This window comes from Paenibacillus sp. FSL F4-0122 (assembly GCF_038002845.1).
Classification (GTDB): domain Bacteria; phylum Bacillota; class Bacilli; order Paenibacillales; family Paenibacillaceae; genus Paenibacillus_AQ; species Paenibacillus_AQ odorifer.
The window spans coordinates 1-19,756 of record NZ_JBBODI010000001.1 but is presented as its reverse complement, the minus strand read 5'-3'; the positions used below and the strand labels follow the sequence as shown (position 1 = coordinate 19,756).

21 protein-coding genes and 1 tRNA gene are annotated in these 19,756 nt (G+C 44.4%); 16 read left to right on the top strand and 6 right to left on the bottom strand.

The window, feature by feature from the left end; genetic code table 11:
- The first annotated feature begins 244 nt into the window (after positions 1–244).
- Complete coding sequence (locus tag MHH49_RS00110) at positions 245–1,423, top strand: CynX/NimT family MFS transporter (protein ID WP_244886503.1); 1,179 nt, start codon at positions 245–247, stop codon at positions 1,421–1,423.
- 91 nt (positions 1,424–1,514) lie between these two features.
- On the opposite strand, the gene MHH49_RS00105 is transcribed toward MHH49_RS00110, so the two are convergent.
- Positions 1,515–2,276 carry a methyltransferase domain-containing protein gene (locus MHH49_RS00105; protein WP_076107474.1) on the bottom strand — a complete coding sequence of 254 codons (762 nt, stop codon included), beginning with the start codon at positions 2,274–2,276 and terminating at the stop codon, positions 1,515–1,517.
- A 238-nt stretch (positions 2,277–2,514) separates the two neighbouring features.
- On the opposite strand from MHH49_RS00105, the gene MHH49_RS00100 reads away from it, so the two are divergent.
- From MHH49_RS00100 to MHH49_RS00080, 5 genes are all read left to right on the top strand, one after another.
- Positions 2,515–2,598 (top strand) — tRNA-Leu (locus MHH49_RS00100).
- A 787-nt stretch (positions 2,599–3,385) separates the two neighbouring features.
- Positions 3,386–3,715, top strand: a complete 330-nt coding sequence (locus tag MHH49_RS00095; RefSeq protein WP_036679357.1) for a PadR family transcriptional regulator — start codon at positions 3,386–3,388, stop codon at positions 3,713–3,715.
- Positions 3,712–4,269: a DUF2812 domain-containing protein gene (locus tag MHH49_RS00090; RefSeq protein WP_036679361.1), complete on the top strand. Its 558-nt coding sequence runs from the start codon at positions 3,712–3,714 to the stop codon at positions 4,267–4,269. Before MHH49_RS00095 ends, MHH49_RS00090 begins: the two co-directional genes overlap by 4 nt.
- Before the next feature lie 205 nt (positions 4,270–4,474).
- Positions 4,475–7,579, top strand: a complete 3,105-nt coding sequence (locus tag MHH49_RS00085; RefSeq protein WP_076107473.1) for a PAS domain-containing hybrid sensor histidine kinase/response regulator — start codon at positions 4,475–4,477, stop codon at positions 7,577–7,579.
- Between the two features lie 86 nt (positions 7,580–7,665).
- Complete coding sequence (locus MHH49_RS00080; protein ID WP_036679457.1) at positions 7,666–8,061, top strand: NusG domain II-containing protein; 396 nt, start codon at positions 7,666–7,668, stop codon at positions 8,059–8,061.
- Here MHH49_RS00080 and MHH49_RS00075 read toward each other — a convergent pair.
- The 3 genes from MHH49_RS00075 to MHH49_RS00065 are packed head-to-tail and all read right to left on the bottom strand — an operon-like array spanning position 8,054 to position 10,994.
- A complete protein-coding gene (locus MHH49_RS00075; RefSeq protein WP_076098469.1) occupies positions 8,054–8,929 on the bottom strand; it encodes a TIGR03943 family putative permease subunit in 876 nt (291 codons plus the stop codon). The two genes, MHH49_RS00080 and MHH49_RS00075, sit on opposite strands and share 8 nt — an antisense overlap.
- Before the next feature lie 50 nt (positions 8,930–8,979).
- On the bottom strand, positions 8,980–9,969 hold the full coding sequence (locus MHH49_RS00070; protein ID WP_038569780.1) for a permease: 990 nt from the start codon (positions 9,967–9,969) through the stop codon (positions 8,980–8,982).
- A complete protein-coding gene (locus MHH49_RS00065) occupies positions 9,966–10,994 on the bottom strand; it encodes a CobW family GTP-binding protein (protein ID WP_036679372.1) in 1,029 nt (342 codons plus the stop codon). Before MHH49_RS00065 ends, MHH49_RS00070 begins: the two co-directional genes overlap by 4 nt.
- Before the next feature lie 203 nt (positions 10,995–11,197).
- Here MHH49_RS00065 and rpmG point away from each other — a divergent pair, with 203 nt between their 5' ends.
- The 10 genes from rpmG (at position 11,198) to MHH49_RS00015 (ending at position 18,105) form a co-directional block, all read left to right on the top strand.
- Entirely contained in the window at positions 11,198–11,347 is a 150-nt protein-coding gene (gene rpmG, locus MHH49_RS00060; protein ID WP_076098468.1) for a 50S ribosomal protein L33, read from the top strand.
- Positions 11,348–11,395: 48 nt separating this feature from the next.
- A complete protein-coding gene (locus tag MHH49_RS00055; protein WP_036679375.1) occupies positions 11,396–12,604 on the top strand; it encodes a GTP-binding protein in 1,209 nt (402 codons plus the stop codon).
- Between the two features lie 218 nt (positions 12,605–12,822).
- Positions 12,823–13,530 carry a metal ABC transporter ATP-binding protein gene (locus tag MHH49_RS00050; protein ID WP_341120909.1) on the top strand — a complete coding sequence of 236 codons (708 nt, stop codon included), beginning with the start codon at positions 12,823–12,825 and terminating at the stop codon, positions 13,528–13,530.
- The gene (locus MHH49_RS00045) at positions 13,476–14,342 is read left to right on the top strand and encodes a metal ABC transporter permease (protein ID WP_076098466.1); all 867 of its coding nucleotides are present in this window, start codon (positions 13,476–13,478) and stop codon (positions 14,340–14,342) included. The genes MHH49_RS00050 and MHH49_RS00045 overlap by 55 nt, the downstream gene beginning before the upstream one ends.
- Complete coding sequence (locus MHH49_RS00040) at positions 14,332–15,456, top strand: metal ABC transporter substrate-binding protein (RefSeq protein WP_076140913.1); 1,125 nt, start codon at positions 14,332–14,334, stop codon at positions 15,454–15,456. Before MHH49_RS00045 ends, MHH49_RS00040 begins: the two co-directional genes overlap by 11 nt.
- Before the next feature lie 26 nt (positions 15,457–15,482).
- The gene (gene rpsN / locus MHH49_RS00035) at positions 15,483–15,752 is read left to right on the top strand and encodes a 30S ribosomal protein S14 (protein WP_038569786.1); all 270 of its coding nucleotides are present in this window, start codon (positions 15,483–15,485) and stop codon (positions 15,750–15,752) included.
- Positions 15,753–15,901: 149 nt separating this feature from the next.
- Positions 15,902–16,336, top strand: coding sequence for a DUF6157 family protein (locus MHH49_RS00030; RefSeq protein ID WP_080742457.1), 435 nt, complete (start codon positions 15,902–15,904; stop codon positions 16,334–16,336).
- Positions 16,314–17,084, top strand: a complete 771-nt coding sequence (locus MHH49_RS00025; protein ID WP_081382350.1) for a GNAT family N-acetyltransferase — start codon at positions 16,314–16,316, stop codon at positions 17,082–17,084. The genes MHH49_RS00030 and MHH49_RS00025 overlap by 23 nt, the downstream gene beginning before the upstream one ends.
- 16 nt (positions 17,085–17,100) lie before the next feature.
- Complete coding sequence (locus tag MHH49_RS00020; protein WP_076296074.1) at positions 17,101–17,466, top strand: hypothetical protein; 366 nt, start codon at positions 17,101–17,103, stop codon at positions 17,464–17,466.
- A 3-nt stretch (positions 17,467–17,469) separates the two neighbouring features.
- Positions 17,470–18,105, top strand: coding sequence for a class I SAM-dependent methyltransferase (locus MHH49_RS00015; RefSeq protein ID WP_341137819.1), 636 nt, complete (start codon positions 17,470–17,472; stop codon positions 18,103–18,105).
- A gap of 112 nt (positions 18,106–18,217) precedes the next feature.
- Here the strand turns inward: MHH49_RS00015 and MHH49_RS00010 are convergent, their stop codons facing one another.
- Together MHH49_RS00010 and MHH49_RS00005 are read right to left on the bottom strand one after the other, a co-directional pair.
- On the bottom strand, positions 18,218–19,021 hold the full coding sequence (locus MHH49_RS00010; RefSeq protein ID WP_038569792.1) for an MBL fold metallo-hydrolase: 804 nt from the start codon (positions 19,019–19,021) through the stop codon (positions 18,218–18,220).
- Between the two features lie 151 nt (positions 19,022–19,172).
- Positions 19,173–19,756 (bottom strand): helix-turn-helix domain-containing protein (locus tag MHH49_RS00005; protein ID WP_341137818.1); only part of this gene is annotated, 584 nt, incomplete at its 5' end.

Below are 19,756 nucleotides of genomic sequence, written 5' to 3'. Positions count from 1 at the left end.
AAATTAATTCTCAACTACCCGATGATATGGATACTAAAGATGGCCAGCGGTTTTGTCAATAATTCGGGTATAAAATTACTTAAGGGTTGTAACTTCTAATAGAATAGTAGATGATGGTTCATAGTGTTTAAATATTTCAGATCCTTGACAAGCTTTCTGCTTGGCGGGGTTATTTGTTTGTAATTTAGGAGGATACACGATGAAAGCATCACAACGCGAAGGACAGATTCAGAATAATAGCTTAATGGATAGCAAATATGATCGCTGGCTGCTTGTGCTGGGAATTATTTTTATCGCTGCAGCGCTGCGGGCTCCATTTACTTCTGTGGGTCCATTAATACAATTGATTCAGGATGACCTCGGCTTATCCAATACTTTAGCGGGAGCTATTACTACTTTACCATTATTAGCTTTTGCCATCTTGTCCCCGTTTGCTCCAAAGCTGGCCCGCCGTTTTGGTTTGGCTAATGTGTTATTAGTTGCCATGGTCATGCTGGCTATGGGAATTCTAATTCGCTCGGGATCTGGAGCAGGTCTGTTGTTCACAGGTACTGCTATACTTGGATTATCTATTGCCGTGTGTAATGTACTGCTTCCAGGTCTTATTAAGGGGAAGTTTCCTCACAAAATCGGGCTAATGACAGGTATCTACACGGTTTCTATGAATTTATGCGCAGCTATTGCCTCAGGAATTAGTGTACCGTTGGCAACGAATGCTGGATTCGGTTGGAGAGGGACCTTGGCCATCTGGTTTATGATCGCAGCTCTAGCAACAGTGTTCTGGATTCCGCAAATGCGTAAGCTTAATCAAGGAACCGGCTCTAAGAGTGCAGCCTCAAGCAAAAATATGTGGCGTTCATCTCTTGCTTGGAAAGTCACGATCTTTATGGGCTTACAGTCACTGCTTTATTACGTCTTTATTGCCTGGTTTTCGGTTCTCCTCGGTGAACGGGGAATGTCGTCGAGTAATGCGGGTTGGTTTCTCTCGCTCATGCAATTGGCACAGCTACCCTTTACTTTCTTCGTACCGCTGTGGGCAGGCCGGATGAAAAACCAACGTATTCTAGTTATAATCACTGCTGTTCTTTATTTCATCGCATTAGGTGGCATCTGGCAAGGCAGCGGCGCTTTAATGGCTGTATGGGCGATATGCTTTGGTATTGCCGGGGGATTTGCCTTCGGTCTTGCGATGATGTTCTTCAGTCTAAGAACAAGAAGCACGCAAGAAGCGGCGGAGCTGTCAGGAATGGCCCAATCTGTGGGTTATGTACTGGCAGCAATGGGACCGGCATTATTCGGCTGGCTGCATGATGTAACGAACAGCTGGACGGTGCCATTGATTTTACTGCTGGGTGCAAGTGTGCTGTTGATGGTTGTCGGACTTGGTGCTGGCAGTGATCGGTACGTTGGAGATAGAAAATAGGATCCCGTGTAAAAAGAGTGTACTAACGCGTACTAAGCGCCAGTGCACTCTTTTTTTGATTATTGAACATGGGCAGTAATTCTCATCTATATTAGCTTCGTTTGTAAGCAACAACCCGGATTCTACGATAGTCCATTACCCAGCGGCCGTCCTGATATAGCGTGGGTTTCAGTTTCTGTTCCATAGAAGAGAGAACTTCTGCGCGTTCAATGGGTGTGAGCACACTTAAGATTCCATCGGCAAAAGTATTCAACCACCGCTGAAATCCTTGCTCCAAGCCTTCCAGTGGTGTTGGCCGGTCAAAACAAAGAGCGAGGTCCACGGTCAGTCCGTGCTTCTCTAATAGAGTTGCGTACTCGCCAATGCTGGGGAAGTACCAGGGCAAATGCAGCTTATGACTACAGCCAATGGCTGCAAAAGCTTGTGGAAGTGTAGCGACGATGGAAGCAATATTGCCCAGTCCACCGAACTCGGCCACGAAACGGCCGCCTACCCGCAAGCTGGCAACGATGGACGCCGCCGCTCCGTTTGCGTCTGTTAGCCAGTGAAGGGCGGCGTTGCTGAACACAGCATCGACTGGCTGTTCCGCGACATAAGTTTGCCCATCAGCTAAGACAAAGCTTAGATGGGGATGTTTGTCACGGGCTGTCTGAATCATTTCGGCAGAGGCATCAATACCTGTCACAGTGGCGCCTCTAGCAGCAATGGCTGCCGCCAAATCTCCGGTTCCACAGCCCCAATCGATAATCTGTTCGCCAGGCTGTGGGCGAAGCAGCTCAATCAAAGACTCTCCAAACTGAGACACAAAGGCCATATCAGTATCATAGGTTTGGGTATTCCACTGCTGGTTCATAAGTATTCATCCTTTCTATTGATAGATTATTCAGACATCTCCGTCATAACGCCATACTTTATCTATGTTGTACCATATGAGATCTTATAATAGAAATATATAAACTGAATAATATTGATTGGTTGTGCCTATGAGGTCTATATATAGCCCAATTCAATAATACAAAAACCTTGCGTTTTATATGCAAAGGGAGTATAGTATTATGTACAGGCGGTTTTGGTCGCCAGTTACATAATACGCGGTCATGGCGGAATTGGCAGACGCGCTGGCTTCAGGTGCCAGTGGTAGCAATATCGTGGAGGTTCGAGTCCTCTTGACCGCATCATAGCTTAATAGAAAGCCCCTAAATTCGCTCCTATGGTGATTTGGGGGCTTTTTTATTTGCAATTATCATATAGCTAAATTAGCAATTATGTAGCTGAGCAGCAGTCATGTAGATCAATAGCATCCAACTGATGAATCTCAGCGTTCTCAAACAAATTAACGAAACTATCTCTAAATACAGTCACCGCCAGAGCGCATGGTGTTCTTAAGGTCCATAAACGGAACCTAGGTGAACGGTGTTAAACTAACGGACCGTATGGCCGCTATTATTGATATTTTGCACATTTTACAGGGGTTTCGGACTGCATAGCTCTTATTGCTAAGGAATCGTGTGAAAGCGAGTGTTTGGAGACGAATAGCTGCATCTGAGTCCGAACGTAAGCTGAAACACGCTATTTTTCGGAAATAGCGGCATCTCAGTCTCATACATCATAATGAGGAAGGAATAGTTGGCACGGTGGGAGTATCTATCTGCTGAGTAGCGGTCATCCAGATGAGCGGCAGTCAAGTAGATGAATCAGTCTTGCATGCAAATAAATTAGTTTTCGTGCAAATAAACAGCGTCGATCTAATCAGCAGCATTCATGCGGAGACCATCCATCCGTCAAATAGCAACGCCTCCAAAATCCGTCCTAAGCTAAGTGCTGGGCGGTTTTTTTGTTGCGCTCATAATCGCTGCGAAGAATAAAATGGGTGTTTTTGTATTGACAATTATATCGGCTTCCTTAATAATGGTATTACGGAAGCCGATATATCGACAACAGTAATAGATTGGAGATGAAATGATGCCTGAAAGCACAGAAAGAGGCGCATTAACTGAAGCTGTATTTTATATCTTATTGTCTCTATATACAGCAATGCACGGATACGCAATTATGCAGAATGTGAAGGACTTAAGTAACGGTCGGGTTGATCTGGGCGCGGGCACTTTATACGGAGCACTTAACACTTTACTGGAAAAAGGCTGGATAAAAGCAGTGGAAGGGGAGCAAGGTTCCCGTCGAAAAGAATACGAAATTACCGACTTAGGAAAGTCAGTGATTCAGGGAGAGATTATCCGTCTGGAAGAATTGATAGCGAATGGGAAGAGAATAGCTGGAGGTGAGTCCAAATGAAACATGTGGTTCGCAAGCTGATTTGGGATTATGAGAAGGAAGAAAAGTGGCTTAATGAAATGTCTGCGAAGGGGATGGCTCTATCAGAATTATCTTGGTGCAAATATGTGTTTACAGAGACCCCCAATAATGAGTACACGTATAGAATTGAGCTTTTAGATAACATGCCTGATCATCCGGATAGCATCAAATATCTCAAGTTTTTAGAGGAAAACGGTATAGATTGTGTTAGTACTTACATGCGCTGGGTTTACCTTAGAAAGAAGTCGGGAGAAGGTCCGTTTGATATTTACACAGATCTGGAATCCAGAATAAAACACTATAAGCGAATCAACAGGTTATGGAAATCTGTAATGTGGCTAGAGTTGATTTTAGGTCTATTTAATGTGATGATTGGTGTAATAAATTATTCTTTTTCATCACAGGATCTCAGTATAGTAAACGTAATAATGGGCGGAATGTTGATTTTGTTAGGTCTTGTTTTTTTAATTATTGGTGCACCTATCCGTAAGAAAATTAAGAAGCTTCAGCTGGAAAATTTGATAATAGAATAGGACTTTAGAGTTGTAACATGCACACACGGCAAGTTTCCTTTTCAAAGGGAGACTTGCTGTTTATTTTTGCGCAGTTTTACTGCGAAATTTACCAGTCTATCATTTAGGACTCAACTATCAAGCTTATTTACCGAAAAAAAGGTATACTGAAATTATTACAAGTTTGTTAATATAGTCCCCCATTTTCAAAAGAGGAGGCTTACAGGTGTCTGATTTTCTTTTTAAGCAGCTATACTTACGGTCTTCTATCGGGATTGCGGTAGTCTCTCCGAAGGATGGGACGTTATTACAATCGAATCCTGCGCTATGCCAAATGTTTGGTTATGCAGAAGAAGATCTTTTGAATATAAATTATCTGGATCTTGTGTATCCGGAAGATAAAACTAATAACGATCATTCCGTTATCCTGAACGATCTGCTAGCTGAGCCTGGGACTGCATTGGAGAAAGAACGGCGGTTTTTGCGTAAGGATGGCGAAATCATCTGGGTAGCCCAACATATATTTTTAATCTATCAGGAGAATTCCAGTGAACCCTATGTCCTGATTTCTGAGTTAACGGATATCACTGACCGAAAACTTGCTGAACAGAAGATTCAGGAAGATGAGCATTTATATAATTTGATCACGCAAAATACACCGGATATGATTTCTTTTGGCGATCCTGACGGAACACTGCACTACGTATCTCCCTCAGTGGAGCTGCTGTTAGGTTATTCTGCACAAGAAATGATAGGTACCAAAAGACCCGAGTATTATCACGTAGATGATGCTCTTGAGATGATTGAACAAGGCAAGCTATATTCGGATACGGACGTATTTACTCGTAGAGCCCGTCATAAAGATGGACATTATTTGTGGATCGAGAGTTCTTCCCAAGTGGTACGTGATGAGCAGGGGAACATTAAACAGATATTAACCATTGGTCGCGATATTACTCAGCGCAAGAAATACGAGGATATGCTGGCTAAAGCTCAACACCTTGCGAAGATGGGATCCTGGGAATGGGATATGACAAAATCACGGCTGACGGTTTCCAGAGAGATGCGTAATATTTTTGGCTTTTTGGAAGATGAGAGCAATCATTCTTATTTTGATTACAGACGTGTTTTTGCTTGCATTGATCCTGACGATTTCATCAGACTTGAACAGTTAGTACATCAATCCATGGAGAATGGGACTAATGGCGAAGCAACGGTCCGTATTCATAGTGCGGATGGAGAGCTGAAGTTTCTGGATGTGCACTGGGAAGTGATTACAGATGAAGAAGGAAGACTGCTGCAGATCAGCGGGATAGCCCAGGATGTGACCGAACGTCAACGAATGGAAGAACAACTGCGGGAAAGTGAGCAGAACTATCGTCTGATCTCAGAAAATTCTATGGACTTCATTTCACGTAATGCAGCGGACGGGAGCTTTACCTATCTGTATGCCTCACCCATCTGCCAGACTATGTTTGGCTATGCACCAGAAGAAATGTGCGGAACTAGAGGGATTGATTACATACATCCGGAGGACAGAATCAAATTAACTTCATATCTCAGCAATTGTATGGAAGGGAAGAAGCTTGAGCCTGTTATTCTCCGGTTTTTTTGCAAAGACGGAACCTTTATTTGGACAGAAACGACTCTGCGGTATATTTACTCTGAGACCTGCGGGAATCAGGAGCTTGTCTGTGTAACCCGCGACATTGGGGAACGTACGCGTCATTTTGAAGAAATACAGAAATTAAGTAACGAGTATGCGCTGATCTTGAATTCGGTCTCTGAAGGCATATTTGGGATGAACCTTGAAGGCAATACGATGTTCATTAATCCAGCAGCCATTACTATGTTGGGATTCGATCCTACTGAGTGGGGAAACAGCAAATTTCATGCGATTCACCAAACCTGGCTGGATAACGAGTCTTTTACAGGAATTCAGAAGACGCTGCTTCCTTCACGCTCCAGTAATCTCACTATTGAAGATAGGGAGGGGGTGTTTTGGAGGCAGGATGGTTCAAGCTTTTTAGTCAGATATCGAATGACCCCACTGTTTGATGGTGATGAACGGATTGGGGCGGTTGTCGTCTTTCGAGATATTACGGAGGAGAAGGAGATTGTGCGGGCGAAGGAGTCTGCGGAGGAAGCGGACCGGGCAAAATCGGAGTTCCTAGCGATCATGAGCCATGAGCTGCGCACGCCTATGAACGGCATTATTGGGATGGCTGATCTTTTATCTGGGACGGAGCTGGATGAAGAGCAAAGCTACTACACACAGATCATTAACAAAAGCGGTGAGGCATTGCTTCACATTCTGAATGAAGTGCTGGATTTCAGCAAAATTGAAGCAGGCATGATGACGCTTGAACTGCAAATGGTGGATTTGCATGAAGTGATACAGAACGTTTGTGAACTGTTTTATCCGAAGGTTAAGGAGAAAGGGCTTTTACTTACTAGCGAGCTATCTCCTGAGCTTCCAGCCGTCATCATGACTGATGGGGCGAGATTGCGTCAAATTCTCGTAAATCTGGTTGGGAACGCAGTGAAATTTACGGAGACAGGTGAAATCAGTATCTCTGTTATGTTAGAAGCTTCAGAGGCATCCGGAAATCTTATCGTGAAATTTATCGTAAAAGATACAGGGTTGGGGATTCCAGTTTCCAGCCAAGGTTTATTATTTCAATCCTTCTCGCAATTGCATCCGTCGATCAATCGTAAATATGGCGGAACTGGGCTTGGACTTGCCATAAGTAAAAAGCTGGCCGAGCTTCTTGGCGGATCTATCGGTGTCAATAGCTGTGAGGATGAAGGCTCGGAGTTTTATTTTACAGTGGAAGTCTCTCTACCTAAAGAGGAATGGGATCAGAAAGTGACCGTCAACGCCTCAACAGATGTGGTCAGAAATGATAAATCTGCTGCTAAAGAGTTAACTACCGGTGAGTATGGACCGATGTCCATTCTTATTGCAGAAGATCATCCTGTGAATCAGCAGCTTATGCAGGCTTATCTGAAAAAGAGGGGATATGTTCCTGACATCGCTTTAAATGGTGAGGAAGCGGTTCGGGCTGTGCTTTCCAATCATTATGATCTGGTATTTATGGATATTCAGATGCCTATTATGGATGGAATAGAAGCAACGGGAATCATACGTGAGAAGCTTGGGCTGACACCAATTATCATTGCGGCTACAGCTTTTGCAAGAGATGAAGATAAGATGATGTGTCTTAGTGCTGGAATGCAGGATTTCATTTCTAAACCCATCTCGATAAAAGAGCTCGACCGGGTATTAAGAGAATGGTCTGCCCAAATTCGTTTAGGTGAGCATCATTGACAAATAGGGTTATGATTAATATATTGATATTAATCGTAATCATTACGTATATTATTTGTCATGAAAGGATTCTTACCTTGTTAACAATGAAGCGCGGGGATATTTTAATTATTGTGATAGCCTTGTTAGCTGCGGGCTTGATTTATGGCATGAAGTGGTGGGACAGCAGCAATGAGCAGTATCAGCAAGGGGATTTGAAAGCTATAATTACGGTGGATGGTAAAGAGTACAAAACCGTTTCTTTGACTAAAGAAGAACAAATTATAGATATTCAAACGAAATTCGGCCACAATACGCTAAAGGTGTTTGATTATGGAATCCAAATGACCTATTCTGATGCTCCCCTAAGAATTGCTTTGGAAATGGGGTTCATCTCAAGACCCAAACAGCAAATTATTTGTATTCCAGCCCGTATTATGGTAGAAGTATTTAATCCTAATAAGTCTGAGAATGATGAGGATGAGCTAGATGCGATTATTTAGTAATCTTAGTTGAACCTTCTAACTCTTTCCATGCGGTGATAGAGTCAGGACTGGTGTAAATGTAAGGTGTTGCGGGTTGTTTGATAGGTGTAATAGACTCAGCACTAATTTGCATAATTTCTTGACCTTTATAGGGAACAACTTGAAGCTTGCCCCGGACCTCTATCCAGGTATCGGTAGGCAGGCTTTTTAGTTTGCCGGAATCCACTAATATCCCAAAGGGTGTAGCATCGGCAGTGCAGCATTGGACCAGAAATCTACCTATGGCAAAAGAATTCTCTGAATGTTCACCTTGATCACGATATAAAAAGCCGGAAATAGTAATTTCTTTGCCTGCAAATTGTTGTTTGTACATCTCAAGGGCACCTAAGGTTTCGGAGAAAATCGCTGAATAAACTGGGACCACAGGTTGTACATAAAGGATCTTGGCCAGCTCGGTAAGCTCCTCATGGTAAGGATCAATGGACTCGAATCTCGCGGAATTTTTAGCTTCAGTGGGCAAGGAGGATAGGGAGATTCCTTTTTTAGCAGCGGCCATACTTCCCAAAGCGCGATCCGGAAGGAGAAATCCGAGCAGCAGTGGAAAAAGGAATAATCCATATAGCGCTGTACTTTTGAAAAAAGAATGTGGAAGCCGATGCTCGCAGTCACAGAGAACACTACCCTTGCCAAATAAAGCCTGTACGGCCAGACTGAGCGCCATAAGTGTCAGCGGGATTGGACATAATTGAACCCAGCGTGCCAGCTTGGGCGCTACATAATAATGCAAAGCGTCCTGCTGTACCAGATGCCCGATATAGAGGGCGAAAGCGAGCAGAATGACCGCCCTTAACAAATAGTGAAACCGGATGCTTCGAGAGTCATTCATGCTCTATCCTCCTACCCATGTTGTAAGCAACAGCTTACCACCTCTATGAATTACAGCCACAAGGACATGAATACCGCCCCAATAAACACGCTTGCGAAGATCAGAAAGAACAAATAAAGAGCGAATTTGGTCTTAAACAGTGAGAGCAACATCAATGAATTTTTGAAATCCAGCATCGGTCCGAATACCATAAAAGCGAGCAGAGCACCAGATGGAAAAGAATGTACGAAGGTGGAAGCTACAAAGGCATCTGAGGTGGAACAAAGTGAGAGCACAAATGCCAGTCCCATCATGAAAAAATATGAACCCAGCGGCTTAGCTCCGATCGCAGCCAGACTGTCTTGAACCATAAATGTCTGAATGCCAGCGGTTAATAAGCAACCGATAATTAAATATTTTCCCATCTCAAAAAACTCATCTGAGGTATGGACGAAGACAGCGGCTATTTTTCCCCCACGAGAATTATTGTGATGAGCTTCCCCCGTTTCACGCTGAACATTTAGGCGGATGGGAGATTTTTTAACCGTTGCGTAGATTATCAAACCTATTAGACAGGCTACAACAAAAGCCAGACCCATACGGGCATAGGCCAGCTCCGAGTGGCTGCGAAATGCTGTCATGGTCGCCCCATAGACGACAGGATTTAGGATCGGTCCGGACAAAATAAACACGATAGCCACGTAAACAGGCATACCTTTATGGATAAGTCGGCGGACGAGCGGGATCATTCCACATTCGCAGACCGGAAAAATAATTCCGAGCAGACATGCGAACAGAATGGCCGGAAGAGGTCGCCGCGGAATCCACCGGGAAATCATTTCATCCGGGATAAAGACGCGAAGCAGTGAAGATAACAATGCTCCTGCTAATACAAACGGCAAGGCTTCCAGCAATATGCCGATAAAAGCGGTTTTGAAGGTGTCGATGTATGCATTATCCAGCAGTTCCAGATGATTCGGCAGCCATACAAAGCCAATGATAATCAGGAACGAGATCGGGAGGAGCAACGGCAGTATTTTTAATGGTGAAAAGGTAGTCAAAACTCGAATAAGGCGGACCACCGATCTGCCAGCTGTTCTTCATCTATATTCATCCCGATGAACACCACATAAGGCATACCAGGATAACGAGAGGCTTCCCAGGTAGTACGCATCCCCGCATATTGGACAAGCTGAACCGGCTCCTGTTCGGACAAAAGAATATGCCCCTTGGCACGTAACAGGTTGTCACCCCATTCTTGGAAGAAGGCCTCTAGGCGTTCTTTAGAAGGCATAGTTGTCCTTACCTGCGGAATGGTTAACGTGATGGCTGTTACCTGCGAGAAAGAAGCGTGCTGCTCCTCATGCAGCTCTTTTACAGCGGTTCCCCCATGCTCTGAATGCATTTGTTTCAGTGATGCTCCTTTGAAGGTTTGAGGCGCTCGCTGTGGAGCCGGAGCTATAATTTTACGTGGGATTATTCCTGACAATATCGGAGACAGGTTGATTTCACTGTAATGGGTGTATACAATTTCAGCCTCCGTATTTTGTTTACGAACTCCCTTTTCAATTCTCCATAAGGTTTCCGGCTCTACGAGATCGCTTTTATTAACGACAATAAGATCAGCTGTGGAGAGCTGCTTACGCAGGGTCCGAACGAGCTGTTTGTCAGAGGAGAGTCTGCTGTTATATTCCAGAGCATTTTCCGCATCTAACAGAGTGATGGTATAGTGCAGCTCCACCAGATCCTGTAGAGGGGTTTCCTGCAACGTTTTGGCGATTTCTTCAGGATCGGCGACGCCGGTCAACTCCATGTAAATGGCATCTGGACGTCCTCTCAGCAGCACCATCAGGCTATCTGCCAAATCCTCTTTACGGCTACAACATACGCATCCGTCCAGCAGTTTAGTTACAGCTGTACCGGTATGCTCCTGCAGAATATACCCGTCCACATCCCGTTTGCCCAGTTCATTCATTACTACTCCTGGATTCAGCCCTCTTACCTTGCTTTCTTTCAGCAGGGACAACAGCAGAGTTGTCTTCCCGCTCCCCAGAAACCCGCTCAAAATAATTACTGGTATCTTCATGATCTCCACTCCTGCCTGATTCTCTAGGAATTACAAGAATCATATTTTTTATAATTCCATCTATACGTAATTTGTCCACCAGAAAGACCACAAAATTAAGAGAGTTGAAATTTTTACAAGATCATAGTTGACAGATTGTGAATAAACCGTGTACGATGTGTTAATCGTAATTATTACGATTTAATCAAAAGGAGATGGAAACGATGAGAGTAATCATTACTTTGGCATGTACGGAGACAGGAGATCGCAACTATACCACTACCAAGAATAAGCGAAATCATCCAGGGCGTATGGAAATGAAAAAATATTGTCCACGCCTAAAGAGAGTAACCTTACATCGCGAAACCCGTTAAGGGCGGAGGCTTTTAATCTTGATTTTATAAACGATAGGAGTGATATAGATGAAAAAGCTCCCTGTTACCGTGCTCAGTGGATATTTGGGCTCTGGGAAAACAACGCTGCTGAATCATATTCTGCACAACCGTGACGGGCTTAAAGTAGCTGTTATTGTAAATGACATGAGTGAAGTCAATGTGGATGCGAATCTGGTGAAGTCCGGAAATACGCTTTCTAGAACAGAAGAGAAATTAGTTGAGATGTCTAATGGTTGCATCTGTTGTACGCTTCGTGATGATTTGATTGTCGAAGTACAAAAGCTGGCTGCGGAAGGGCGATTTGATTACATCCTGATTGAATCCTCAGGCATTAGCGAACCTGTACCAGTGGCACAGACCTTTACCTATGCCAATCCCGAGTTGGATATTGATTTGACTTCGCTTGCTCAATTAGACACGATGGTGACTGTTGTGGATGCTGGGCGTTTCTGGCATGACTTCTCTTCTGGTGATAGTCTGATGGACCGCAACCAAACGGCTGGCGAAGGAGATTTCCGCGATATTGTGGATCTGCTTATTGATCAGATCGAAACTTGTGATGTCTTGCTGCTTAATAAGTGTGATCTGTTGAAAGAAGATGAACTCAACAAGCTTGAAGCTGTGCTCCGTAAGCTTCAACCGTCTGCCAAGCTGATCCGCACGATTAACGGCGTAGTAGATCCGAAGGAAATTCTGAATACCGGATTGTTTGATTTTGAGAAAACAAGCTTATCCTCTGGTTGGATCGCGGAGCTGAATAAAGAGACCCATACCCCTGAAACGGAGGAATACGGAATTTCTTCTTTTGTTTATCGCCGGAGAACACCTTTCCACCCGCAAAGATTAAGTTTTTTCTTTAGCAACTGGCCGGAAGAGGTCGTTCGGGCAAAAGGTGTGGCATGGGTAGCTGCAAAAGGTGATCTTGCAGCTACTATAAGTCAGGCAGGACCTTCCATTCAGTTCGGACCTGCTGGCTACTGGTTGGCTACAATGCCTAAGGATCAGCAGCTGGAGGTACTGGAAAGCGAACCTGAGCTGCAGGCGAAATGGGACGAGCAGTGGGGCGATAGAATAAATGAAATCGTATTTATCGGTGTAAATATAGATCAGGCACAACTCGAAGCCAGATTGGACAGATGTTTGCTGACGGTGGAGGAGCTGAAGCAGGATTGGACAAAGTTCAACAATCCACTTCCGTGGCCTGTTGAAGAACTCCTTGCGGCTGCTGAGGAATAGATACTTAGTAAATTAGCGATGGAAATCCGGAATCCAGAAGGTGGGATTCCGGATTTTTGCTGTATGAAAAAGAGGTCTAATAGTTATTATTACGATTAATTTTTAATTTTGGGTTTACAAATCGTAATGATTACGATATTATCAAATTTGTTAAATCGTAATACTTACGATTTAATCCGAGATGGACATAACATCAGTCAGAAGGGAGGCGAGGCACGATGATCCTATCATCCATGCGGAATGTAGTGTTCGGGTATGGGGATGAAGCTGTCCTTGATAACATTTCATTAGATATTCATACCGGACAGTTTATTGGTATAACGGGACCCAATGGAGCTGCTAAGACCACCCTGCTGAAGCTAATGCTCGGCCTGCTTTGTCCATGGAGTGGAACGGTTCAGTTGAATAAAGAGTTATCAGATAACGGAAAGATGGTTATCGGCTATGTTCCACAGCAGGTAGCTTCTTTTAACGCAGGATTCCCAAGTAAGGTGATCGAACTGGTTCGCTCGGGTTGTTATCCAAGGCTGGGATTATTTAGACGCTTTACACCTGAGCAGGACGAGATCGTCGAGCGAAGTTTAAAGCAGGTGGATATGTGGCATTTGCGAGACCGGAAGATAGGAGAACTGTCAGGCGGCCAGAAGCAGCGGATTTGCATCGCTCGAGCATTGGCACAACAGCCGCAGATATTGGTTCTCGATGAACCTACTACGGGAATGGATCTGGACAGTCGCATTGGGTTCTATAAGCTGATGCGCCATGATGTCAGTGAACACGGCCGGACCGTAATCATGGTGACGCATGGCCTGGAAGAGACCAGTTCCTATCTGGATACGTTGATCAGCCTGGAACGAAAGGAGAATGAGGGTTGGCAATGTTTAGTTACGAATTCATGCAACGTGCATTTTGGGCCGGTGGTTTAATTGGCATTATTGGTCCGCTGCTCGGGGTATATCTCATGCTTCGCCGTCAGGTCCTAATGGCGGATACCCTCTCTCATGTTTCGCTTGCAGGAGTAGCACTAGGCTCAATACTTCAGCTTAATCCGGCACTAAGTGGTTTCATGGTGGCGATTCTCGGTGGTATTGTCATCGAACAGCTTCGACGTTCTTATCGTACATATAGCGAGCTTCCGGTAGCTATTATTATGACCTCTGGATTAGCATTGGCAGTTGTACTTATGAGCTTAAAGCAGAATTTAAGTAAAAGCTTCAGTTCCTATCTGTTTGGTTCCATCGTTGCGGTCAGCGACACTCAACTAAAGATTATCGCTGTGGTTGCTGTAATCGGTCTGGTCTATTTTATTGTGTTACGCAGATCTTTATATAATCTGACCTTTGATGAAGAGACCGCTAGTATCAGTGGAGTTCATGTGGGCTGGTTATCATTTTCGTTTGCTGTACTAACTGGAATGACAGTAGCTGCTGCGATGCCAGTTGTTGGAGTGCTGTTAGTCTCAGCGCTTATTGTTTTGCCAGCTTCGATTGCCTTGCGTATAGCGTCTGGTTTCACGACAGCTATATTGATATCAATTGGCGTAGGGTTACTCGGCGTTTTTAGTGGCCTAAGTGCCTCGTATTACATCAATACACCGCCTGGTGGGACGATTGCTCTTATACTGCTATCGTTCTTATTAATCGCAATTTTGGTACAGAAGCTGATCCGACTTAGAAATCGTCGGCGAATTCATAAATCTATTTCCAGAAAAGGAGTTACAACTCTCAATGAAATTTAGAATCCATCATTTAGCCATTTTGTCCCTGTCCGCGTTACTTATTGCCGCAGGTTGCGGTAATAATAATGCCAGTAATTCTTCTACTACTACGAATGCTTCTGGAGCCGCAGAAGCCACAGCCCTTCCAGAGTCATCTAAACTAAATATTAAAGTCAGTTTCTATCCAATTTACGAGTTTACCAAAAATGTGGCAGGAGATCTGGCGGACGTGGAAGCACTCATACCGGCAGGAATCGAACCCCATGATTGGGAACCGACTGCACAAGATATGGCAGAAATCTCAGATGCGGATATGCTGATCTATAATGGCGCAGGAATGGAAGGCTGGGTAGACCAGGTGCTGGAAAGTGTATCTGGCACTCCGTTAATTACTGTAGAAGCGAGCAAGGGTCTGGACATCATGGAAGGCACGGAAGAGGAAGAAGCTGACCACCACCATGAAGAAGGAGAACATGCTCATGAAGAAGGAGAACATGCTCATGAAGAAGGAGAGCATGCTCATGAAGAAGGGGAGCATGCTCATGAAGAAGGAGAACATGCGCATGAAGAAGGAGAACATGCTCATGAAGAGCATTCGCATGATCACGGTGGATTAGATCCGCATGTGTGGCTCAATCCTACACTAGCCATTCAAGAAGTGCGTAACATTGAAGCAGCTTTAGCTGCTGCCGCACCTGAACATGCCGAGGATTTTAAGACAAATGCAGATGCTTATGTAGCTAAGCTGGAGCAACTGGATCAAGAATTTAAGGACGGTCTTAAGGATACTAAACGCAAGGATTTTATCACTCAGCATGCGGCTTTTGGTTACCTTGCCAAGCAGTATGGATTAACTCAGGTCCCGATTGCCGGACTATCTCCGGAGCAGGAGCCTTCTGCCGCAAATATGAGTAAGATTGTGGAGTTTGCGAAAGAGCATAAAGTGAAGACGATTTTCTTCGAGACACTTGTATCCTCCAGTGTGGCAGACACAATAGCAAAAGAGATTGGTGCCAAAGCAGCCGTTCTAAACCCAATTGAAGGATTAACAGAGGAAGATCGCAGTCAAAACCTGGATTATTTAGGAATCATGCGTCAGAACCTGGAAGCCTTGAAGAGTGCATTGAACGAGTAGATTTAAAGGATGGAAGGAGAACGAACATGGCCAAGAAATCTAAAGTTGTGAAAGAATTGAAGAGACAAGCACTAGTCGCCAAATACGCTGTTAAAAGAAAAGAACTAAAGGAACAAGGGGACTATATGGCTTTGCAAAAGCTGCCACGTGATTCCTCCGCAACTCGTCAAAAAAATAGATGCCAAGTGTCTGGCAGACCTCGAGGTTATTTGCGCAAATTTAATGTTTCCCGAATTGTATTCCGCGAATTGGCGCATAAAGGCCAGATTCCGGGTATTACCAAGTCGAGTTGGTAAATGAGAACGGCCAATCCTCCGTAGTTTAGAGGATTGGCCGTTTTTGCTGCTCATCCATCATGGACTTTAGAAAATTCGGCTATGCTAAGAATAGGAAAATGATTTATCATAGAAGGAATATATTTCTATTTAATATGGAGGTGATGCAAATGAGCTATACCGATACTTTTATTCGTGTAGCAGAGGACTGCCCTGAGGAAATCGGAGTTCCTCCGATGTCTTGCCGAACGCTCCCGCCTGCACATGTGATTCAATATGAACTGTTAATTAATGAGCCCTACAAATACAATCATGAAGAACTTCTGTACGAGGTTCATGTGCGCCATAAACAAATTCCACAGGAAGAACGTTTGGCCCGTAAGGAACAAATATGGAACGAGCTATTTTCCAAAAATCATCCTTGTCTAAGGGCTTCACTGCTGCCGAAGCGGTTTGGTTGGGGTGTTCACTATAACGGTGAGGGTAAAATAGCTCTTTATGGCAAAGAGTCTCCCGAATATGACTATTTCACTTCCCAAGAGGAGGGAACTGTGAAATTACTGCCTGCGATGCGTAACAAACGTGCTTCAAGAGGAGAGGAATAAGCTGTATAAATTCATAGAAGAAATCACACTTAATACTTGGCCTGCGGAGCAGAGCGTTCTCCTGCAGGGCTGGATTCTACGTACGGCAGCTGGTTATACAAAAAGGGCCAATTCGGTCAATCCATTATACGGGGCTGACAGCTCTCAGGTTGATCTCGCAGAACAAATCAAGCTTGCGGAGCGGTATTATGAGCATGCTGGACTACAGCCAGTGTTCAAAATAACCCCCTATATCCAGCCGGCAAAGCTTGATGAGATGCTTGCGGATCGCGGTTATACAATTGTCGAGCCTTCATCGGTAAGGCTTCTTGATCTGGGGGGCTTAGCGAGCCCCGATCTGTGTTATACGGTTCAGATGCAGGAGAGCTTGACTGAAGAGTGGCTGCACGCCTTCAGTGAGCTTACCGGGTTGTCTGGCAAGAACCGGGAAACCTTAACTAGAATGTTGTCTGCATCACATTTGCAGCAGGGTTATGTCCTGTTGTTTAATCATGGTGTTCCTGCCGCCTGCGGACTTGGTGTGATTCAGAATGGATACTTGGGTCTGTATGATATTGTCACTTCCCCTGCTCATCGTAGAAAGGGAATGGCGGAACAGCTGCTGCTAGCGTTGCTTAATTGGGGTAGAGCAAAGGGAGCAACAACTTCCTTTCTGCAAGTTGTGCAAGCGAATACGGGGGCTTCAGCCTTGTATGACAAGCTGGGTTTTAAGGAGATTTATCAGTATTGGTATAGAGTGAAAAACTAGCTGAGGAGGGGATGCGGTGAGAAAATTAGGATTAAATCTCCTGATCATTAGTGTGTACTGTTTTCCATTTGTATATTTCGCGATGGATAAAGATTTCAATAATGGTTCAATAGTTGGTTATTTAATGATGATCGTCATAACATCGCTAATAGCTTTTTTGGGAAAATGGTCTAATAATATAATTGCTGTAGTCATTGGGAATATCGCTTCTGCGTTTGTTTCGTATTATTTTATTAGCAAATTGTCAGGAGAAGGCGGTTGGGACGGGACGTTTTTCAAACCACTTGGACCTACAGGATCGTTTTTATTTTTTAGTATGCTAAACCTGATCCCTCAATTCCTTGCGATGAAATTAGCGAATAAATTTAAAAAGAAGGTCTAATCTATGTCCGAATACTGGAGTCGAAGATTTGCTCAGGAAGGCATGATCTGGGGGAGTGAACCTAGTCCTACAGCTCAGGCAGCAAGGGAGATATTTCGGCAATATGACGTGAAATCAGTTTTAGTCCCGGGTGCGGGATACGGAAGAAATACGAATGTGTTCTCAGATGAGTTTAAGACCTTAGGCGTTGAGTTAAGCGAGGATGCGTTAAGGATGGCGGCAGAATGGGATCCCAAGAGCCATTTTATCTCAGGTTCCGTATTAGATACTATTTCTGAAGTACAGGTTGATGCTGTCTACTGCTATGACGTGTTGCATTTATTTCTCGAAGAGGATCGCCGCAGGCTCGTAGCTAATTGTCTGGAACAGCTGCGGCCGGATGGCTTGCTCTATTTTACCAGTTTTTCCGATGAGGATGCGAACAACGGCTGTGGAACACTTTTGGAACCGGGAACCTACGAATACAAAGACGGAAAATATGCCCATTTTTTTAGTGATGAAGATTTAAGACAACATTTTGCAGGTACGAAAATAATTACGACCGGCTCATGTGTGGAGACATTATGTGGGCCGCTTGGAAAAAACCATCAATACATACTGAGATATATAGTCGCACGTAAATCTGCACTTAGCAAATAATATAGGGAGGAACTCCCTATAATTTCGTTGAATATCCGTAGAATCGGCTATATCAAATGAATTATAGGGACTTTTTCCCTAGACCTCTGCTCGATGATCAGGAATACCTTATTTACACAAATTTACCTTGACCCGGTAGCGCCATTTCTTTGAAATTTTTGCATAAATGAGCAAGCTGGGTAGACAACTCCTCACCTTCCATGGGTACTCCATGTCCCGAAAGAACAAGATGTGGATTCAGCAAGGCAAGGGTACGGACTGATTTCTCGGCATCTTCCCAGTCTGTCGTGAAATAAGAGGGTGGGCCATGCACCACCTGATGCTGCGTAGCCACTGCAAATACGGATTCCTGTTTGACCGTAAGGAACGTATCACCAGCGATCAGGACTCTATCCTCAGGCCTGAACAGGGAGATATGCCCGGGACTATGTCCAGGGGTATGGATCCATTCCCAGCCCTTCGCACCAGGGACAGTCCCGTCTTCCGGCAAGGGGTGAACGGCTGAACCAAGATCAATGCCATGATGTGAAAATAAAGGGGATATCATGCTCATAAGCCCGCCGCCTACGGCCGGATCGGCTGGAGGGTAATCTTCTTTACCTGTCAGAAAAGGTAGTTCTAGCGGATGAGCATATACAGGCACGTTCCATTCCTCAACAAGCCTTTTCACACCCCCAATATGGTCAAAATGCCCATGCGTCAGGATAATTGCCACCGGAGGCTTATCATAATGCTCCGTAGCAAAATCAATAATATTGCCTGTATATGAGCTAAGACCAGTATCTACAAGAACCCAATCCGAAGAGGGCTGGCCAATTAATGCGACATTTACAAACATAGTGCGAAGTCCAATGACACCAGGGGCCACATTCCAAGTATCGGTATAGCCCTTTGACAGTATTCCGTTAAGTTTCATCTTGCGCCTCCTGACCCGTTCTTTAGTACTACACAATGTATCTACATACAGTAGTATGACCTCTTTTTAAGAAAAAAAGGTATGGCAAATAACCCTTCTCATGATTTCTTGAAGAAGGGCTGTGTTAAACGTGTTCTGTGAGAGGATTGTATTAGAGCGTTCCGCAGTCTGCAAATAGAATATGGCGTGGAATCCGAAAGAAAGCTTCGGCTTTTTCCTGCAGAGCAGGGGTCGGCAGATGGCTGTTGTGGAGCCATTTCCGAAACGTTCCGGGATGGACGCCTATCCAAATACTTACATCCGTTACTGAGAAATCGTAAACCATACAAAGTCCGGTCAGGATAACATTGCTGCGCGGTGAACTGGTAATACTTCTTTTCATAAATCGTGAGGGTGTAGGCTGACATACAATGGGGCTTTGACGAATCAATGCTTCATTGAACAGAATGTGGGGTGGGTACCCCAATAGGCGGCAGGTCTTGTCAATGTTATTGTTGGAAGGGATACGACCTTCGTATACCCAAGCGCTTACACTGCGTGAGGATATACCAAGCTCTTCTGCGAGTCGTGACAGCTTGATATCCTTAGCCATCAATACAGCAAGCAGCACACGGTTTCTAATCTGGCTGCGCTTTGGACGGCGAAATCTTTTGACTCGAACGCCTTGTCCAAGGTATTTGCGATTGATCAGAGACCACGCCTGGATATTATGAGTTTCTTGTTGGTTATTAGGCA

Coding starts and splice junctions, on each gene's coding strand:
- MHH49_RS00110 (WP_244886503.1), top strand. CDS start 245: ATGGATAGCAAATATGATCGCTGGCTGCTTGTGCTGGGAATTATTTTT.
- MHH49_RS00080 (WP_036679457.1), top strand. CDS start 7,666: ATGAAGCGCGGGGATATTTTAATTATTGTGATAGCCTTGTTAGCTGCG.
- MHH49_RS00040 (WP_076140913.1), top strand. CDS start 14,332: ATGAAATTTAGAATCCATCATTTAGCCATTTTGTCCCTGTCCGCGTTA.
- MHH49_RS00030 (WP_080742457.1), top strand. CDS start 15,902: ATGAGCTATACCGATACTTTTATTCGTGTAGCAGAGGACTGCCCTGAG.
- MHH49_RS00050 (WP_341120909.1), top strand. CDS start 12,823: ATGATCCTATCATCCATGCGGAATGTAGTGTTCGGGTATGGGGATGAA.
- MHH49_RS00075 (WP_076098469.1), bottom strand. CDS start 8,929: ATGAATGACTCTCGAAGCATCCGGTTTCACTATTTGTTAAGGGCGGTC.
- rpmG (WP_076098468.1), top strand. CDS start 11,198: ATGAGAGTAATCATTACTTTGGCATGTACGGAGACAGGAGATCGCAAC.
- MHH49_RS00010 (WP_038569792.1), bottom strand. CDS start 19,021: ATGAAACTTAACGGAATACTGTCAAAGGGCTATACCGATACTTGGAAT.
- MHH49_RS00105 (WP_076107474.1), bottom strand. CDS start 2,276: ATGAACCAGCAGTGGAATACCCAAACCTATGATACTGATATGGCCTTT.
- MHH49_RS00090 (WP_036679361.1), top strand. CDS start 3,712: ATGAAACATGTGGTTCGCAAGCTGATTTGGGATTATGAGAAGGAAGAA.
- MHH49_RS00065 (WP_036679372.1), bottom strand. CDS start 10,994: ATGAAGATACCAGTAATTATTTTGAGCGGGTTTCTGGGGAGCGGGAAG.
- rpsN (WP_038569786.1), top strand. CDS start 15,483: ATGGCCAAGAAATCTAAAGTTGTGAAAGAATTGAAGAGACAAGCACTA.
- MHH49_RS00055 (WP_036679375.1), top strand. CDS start 11,396: ATGAAAAAGCTCCCTGTTACCGTGCTCAGTGGATATTTGGGCTCTGGG.
- MHH49_RS00015 (WP_341137819.1), top strand. CDS start 17,470: ATGTCCGAATACTGGAGTCGAAGATTTGCTCAGGAAGGCATGATCTGG.
- MHH49_RS00095 (WP_036679357.1), top strand. CDS start 3,386: ATGCCTGAAAGCACAGAAAGAGGCGCATTAACTGAAGCTGTATTTTAT.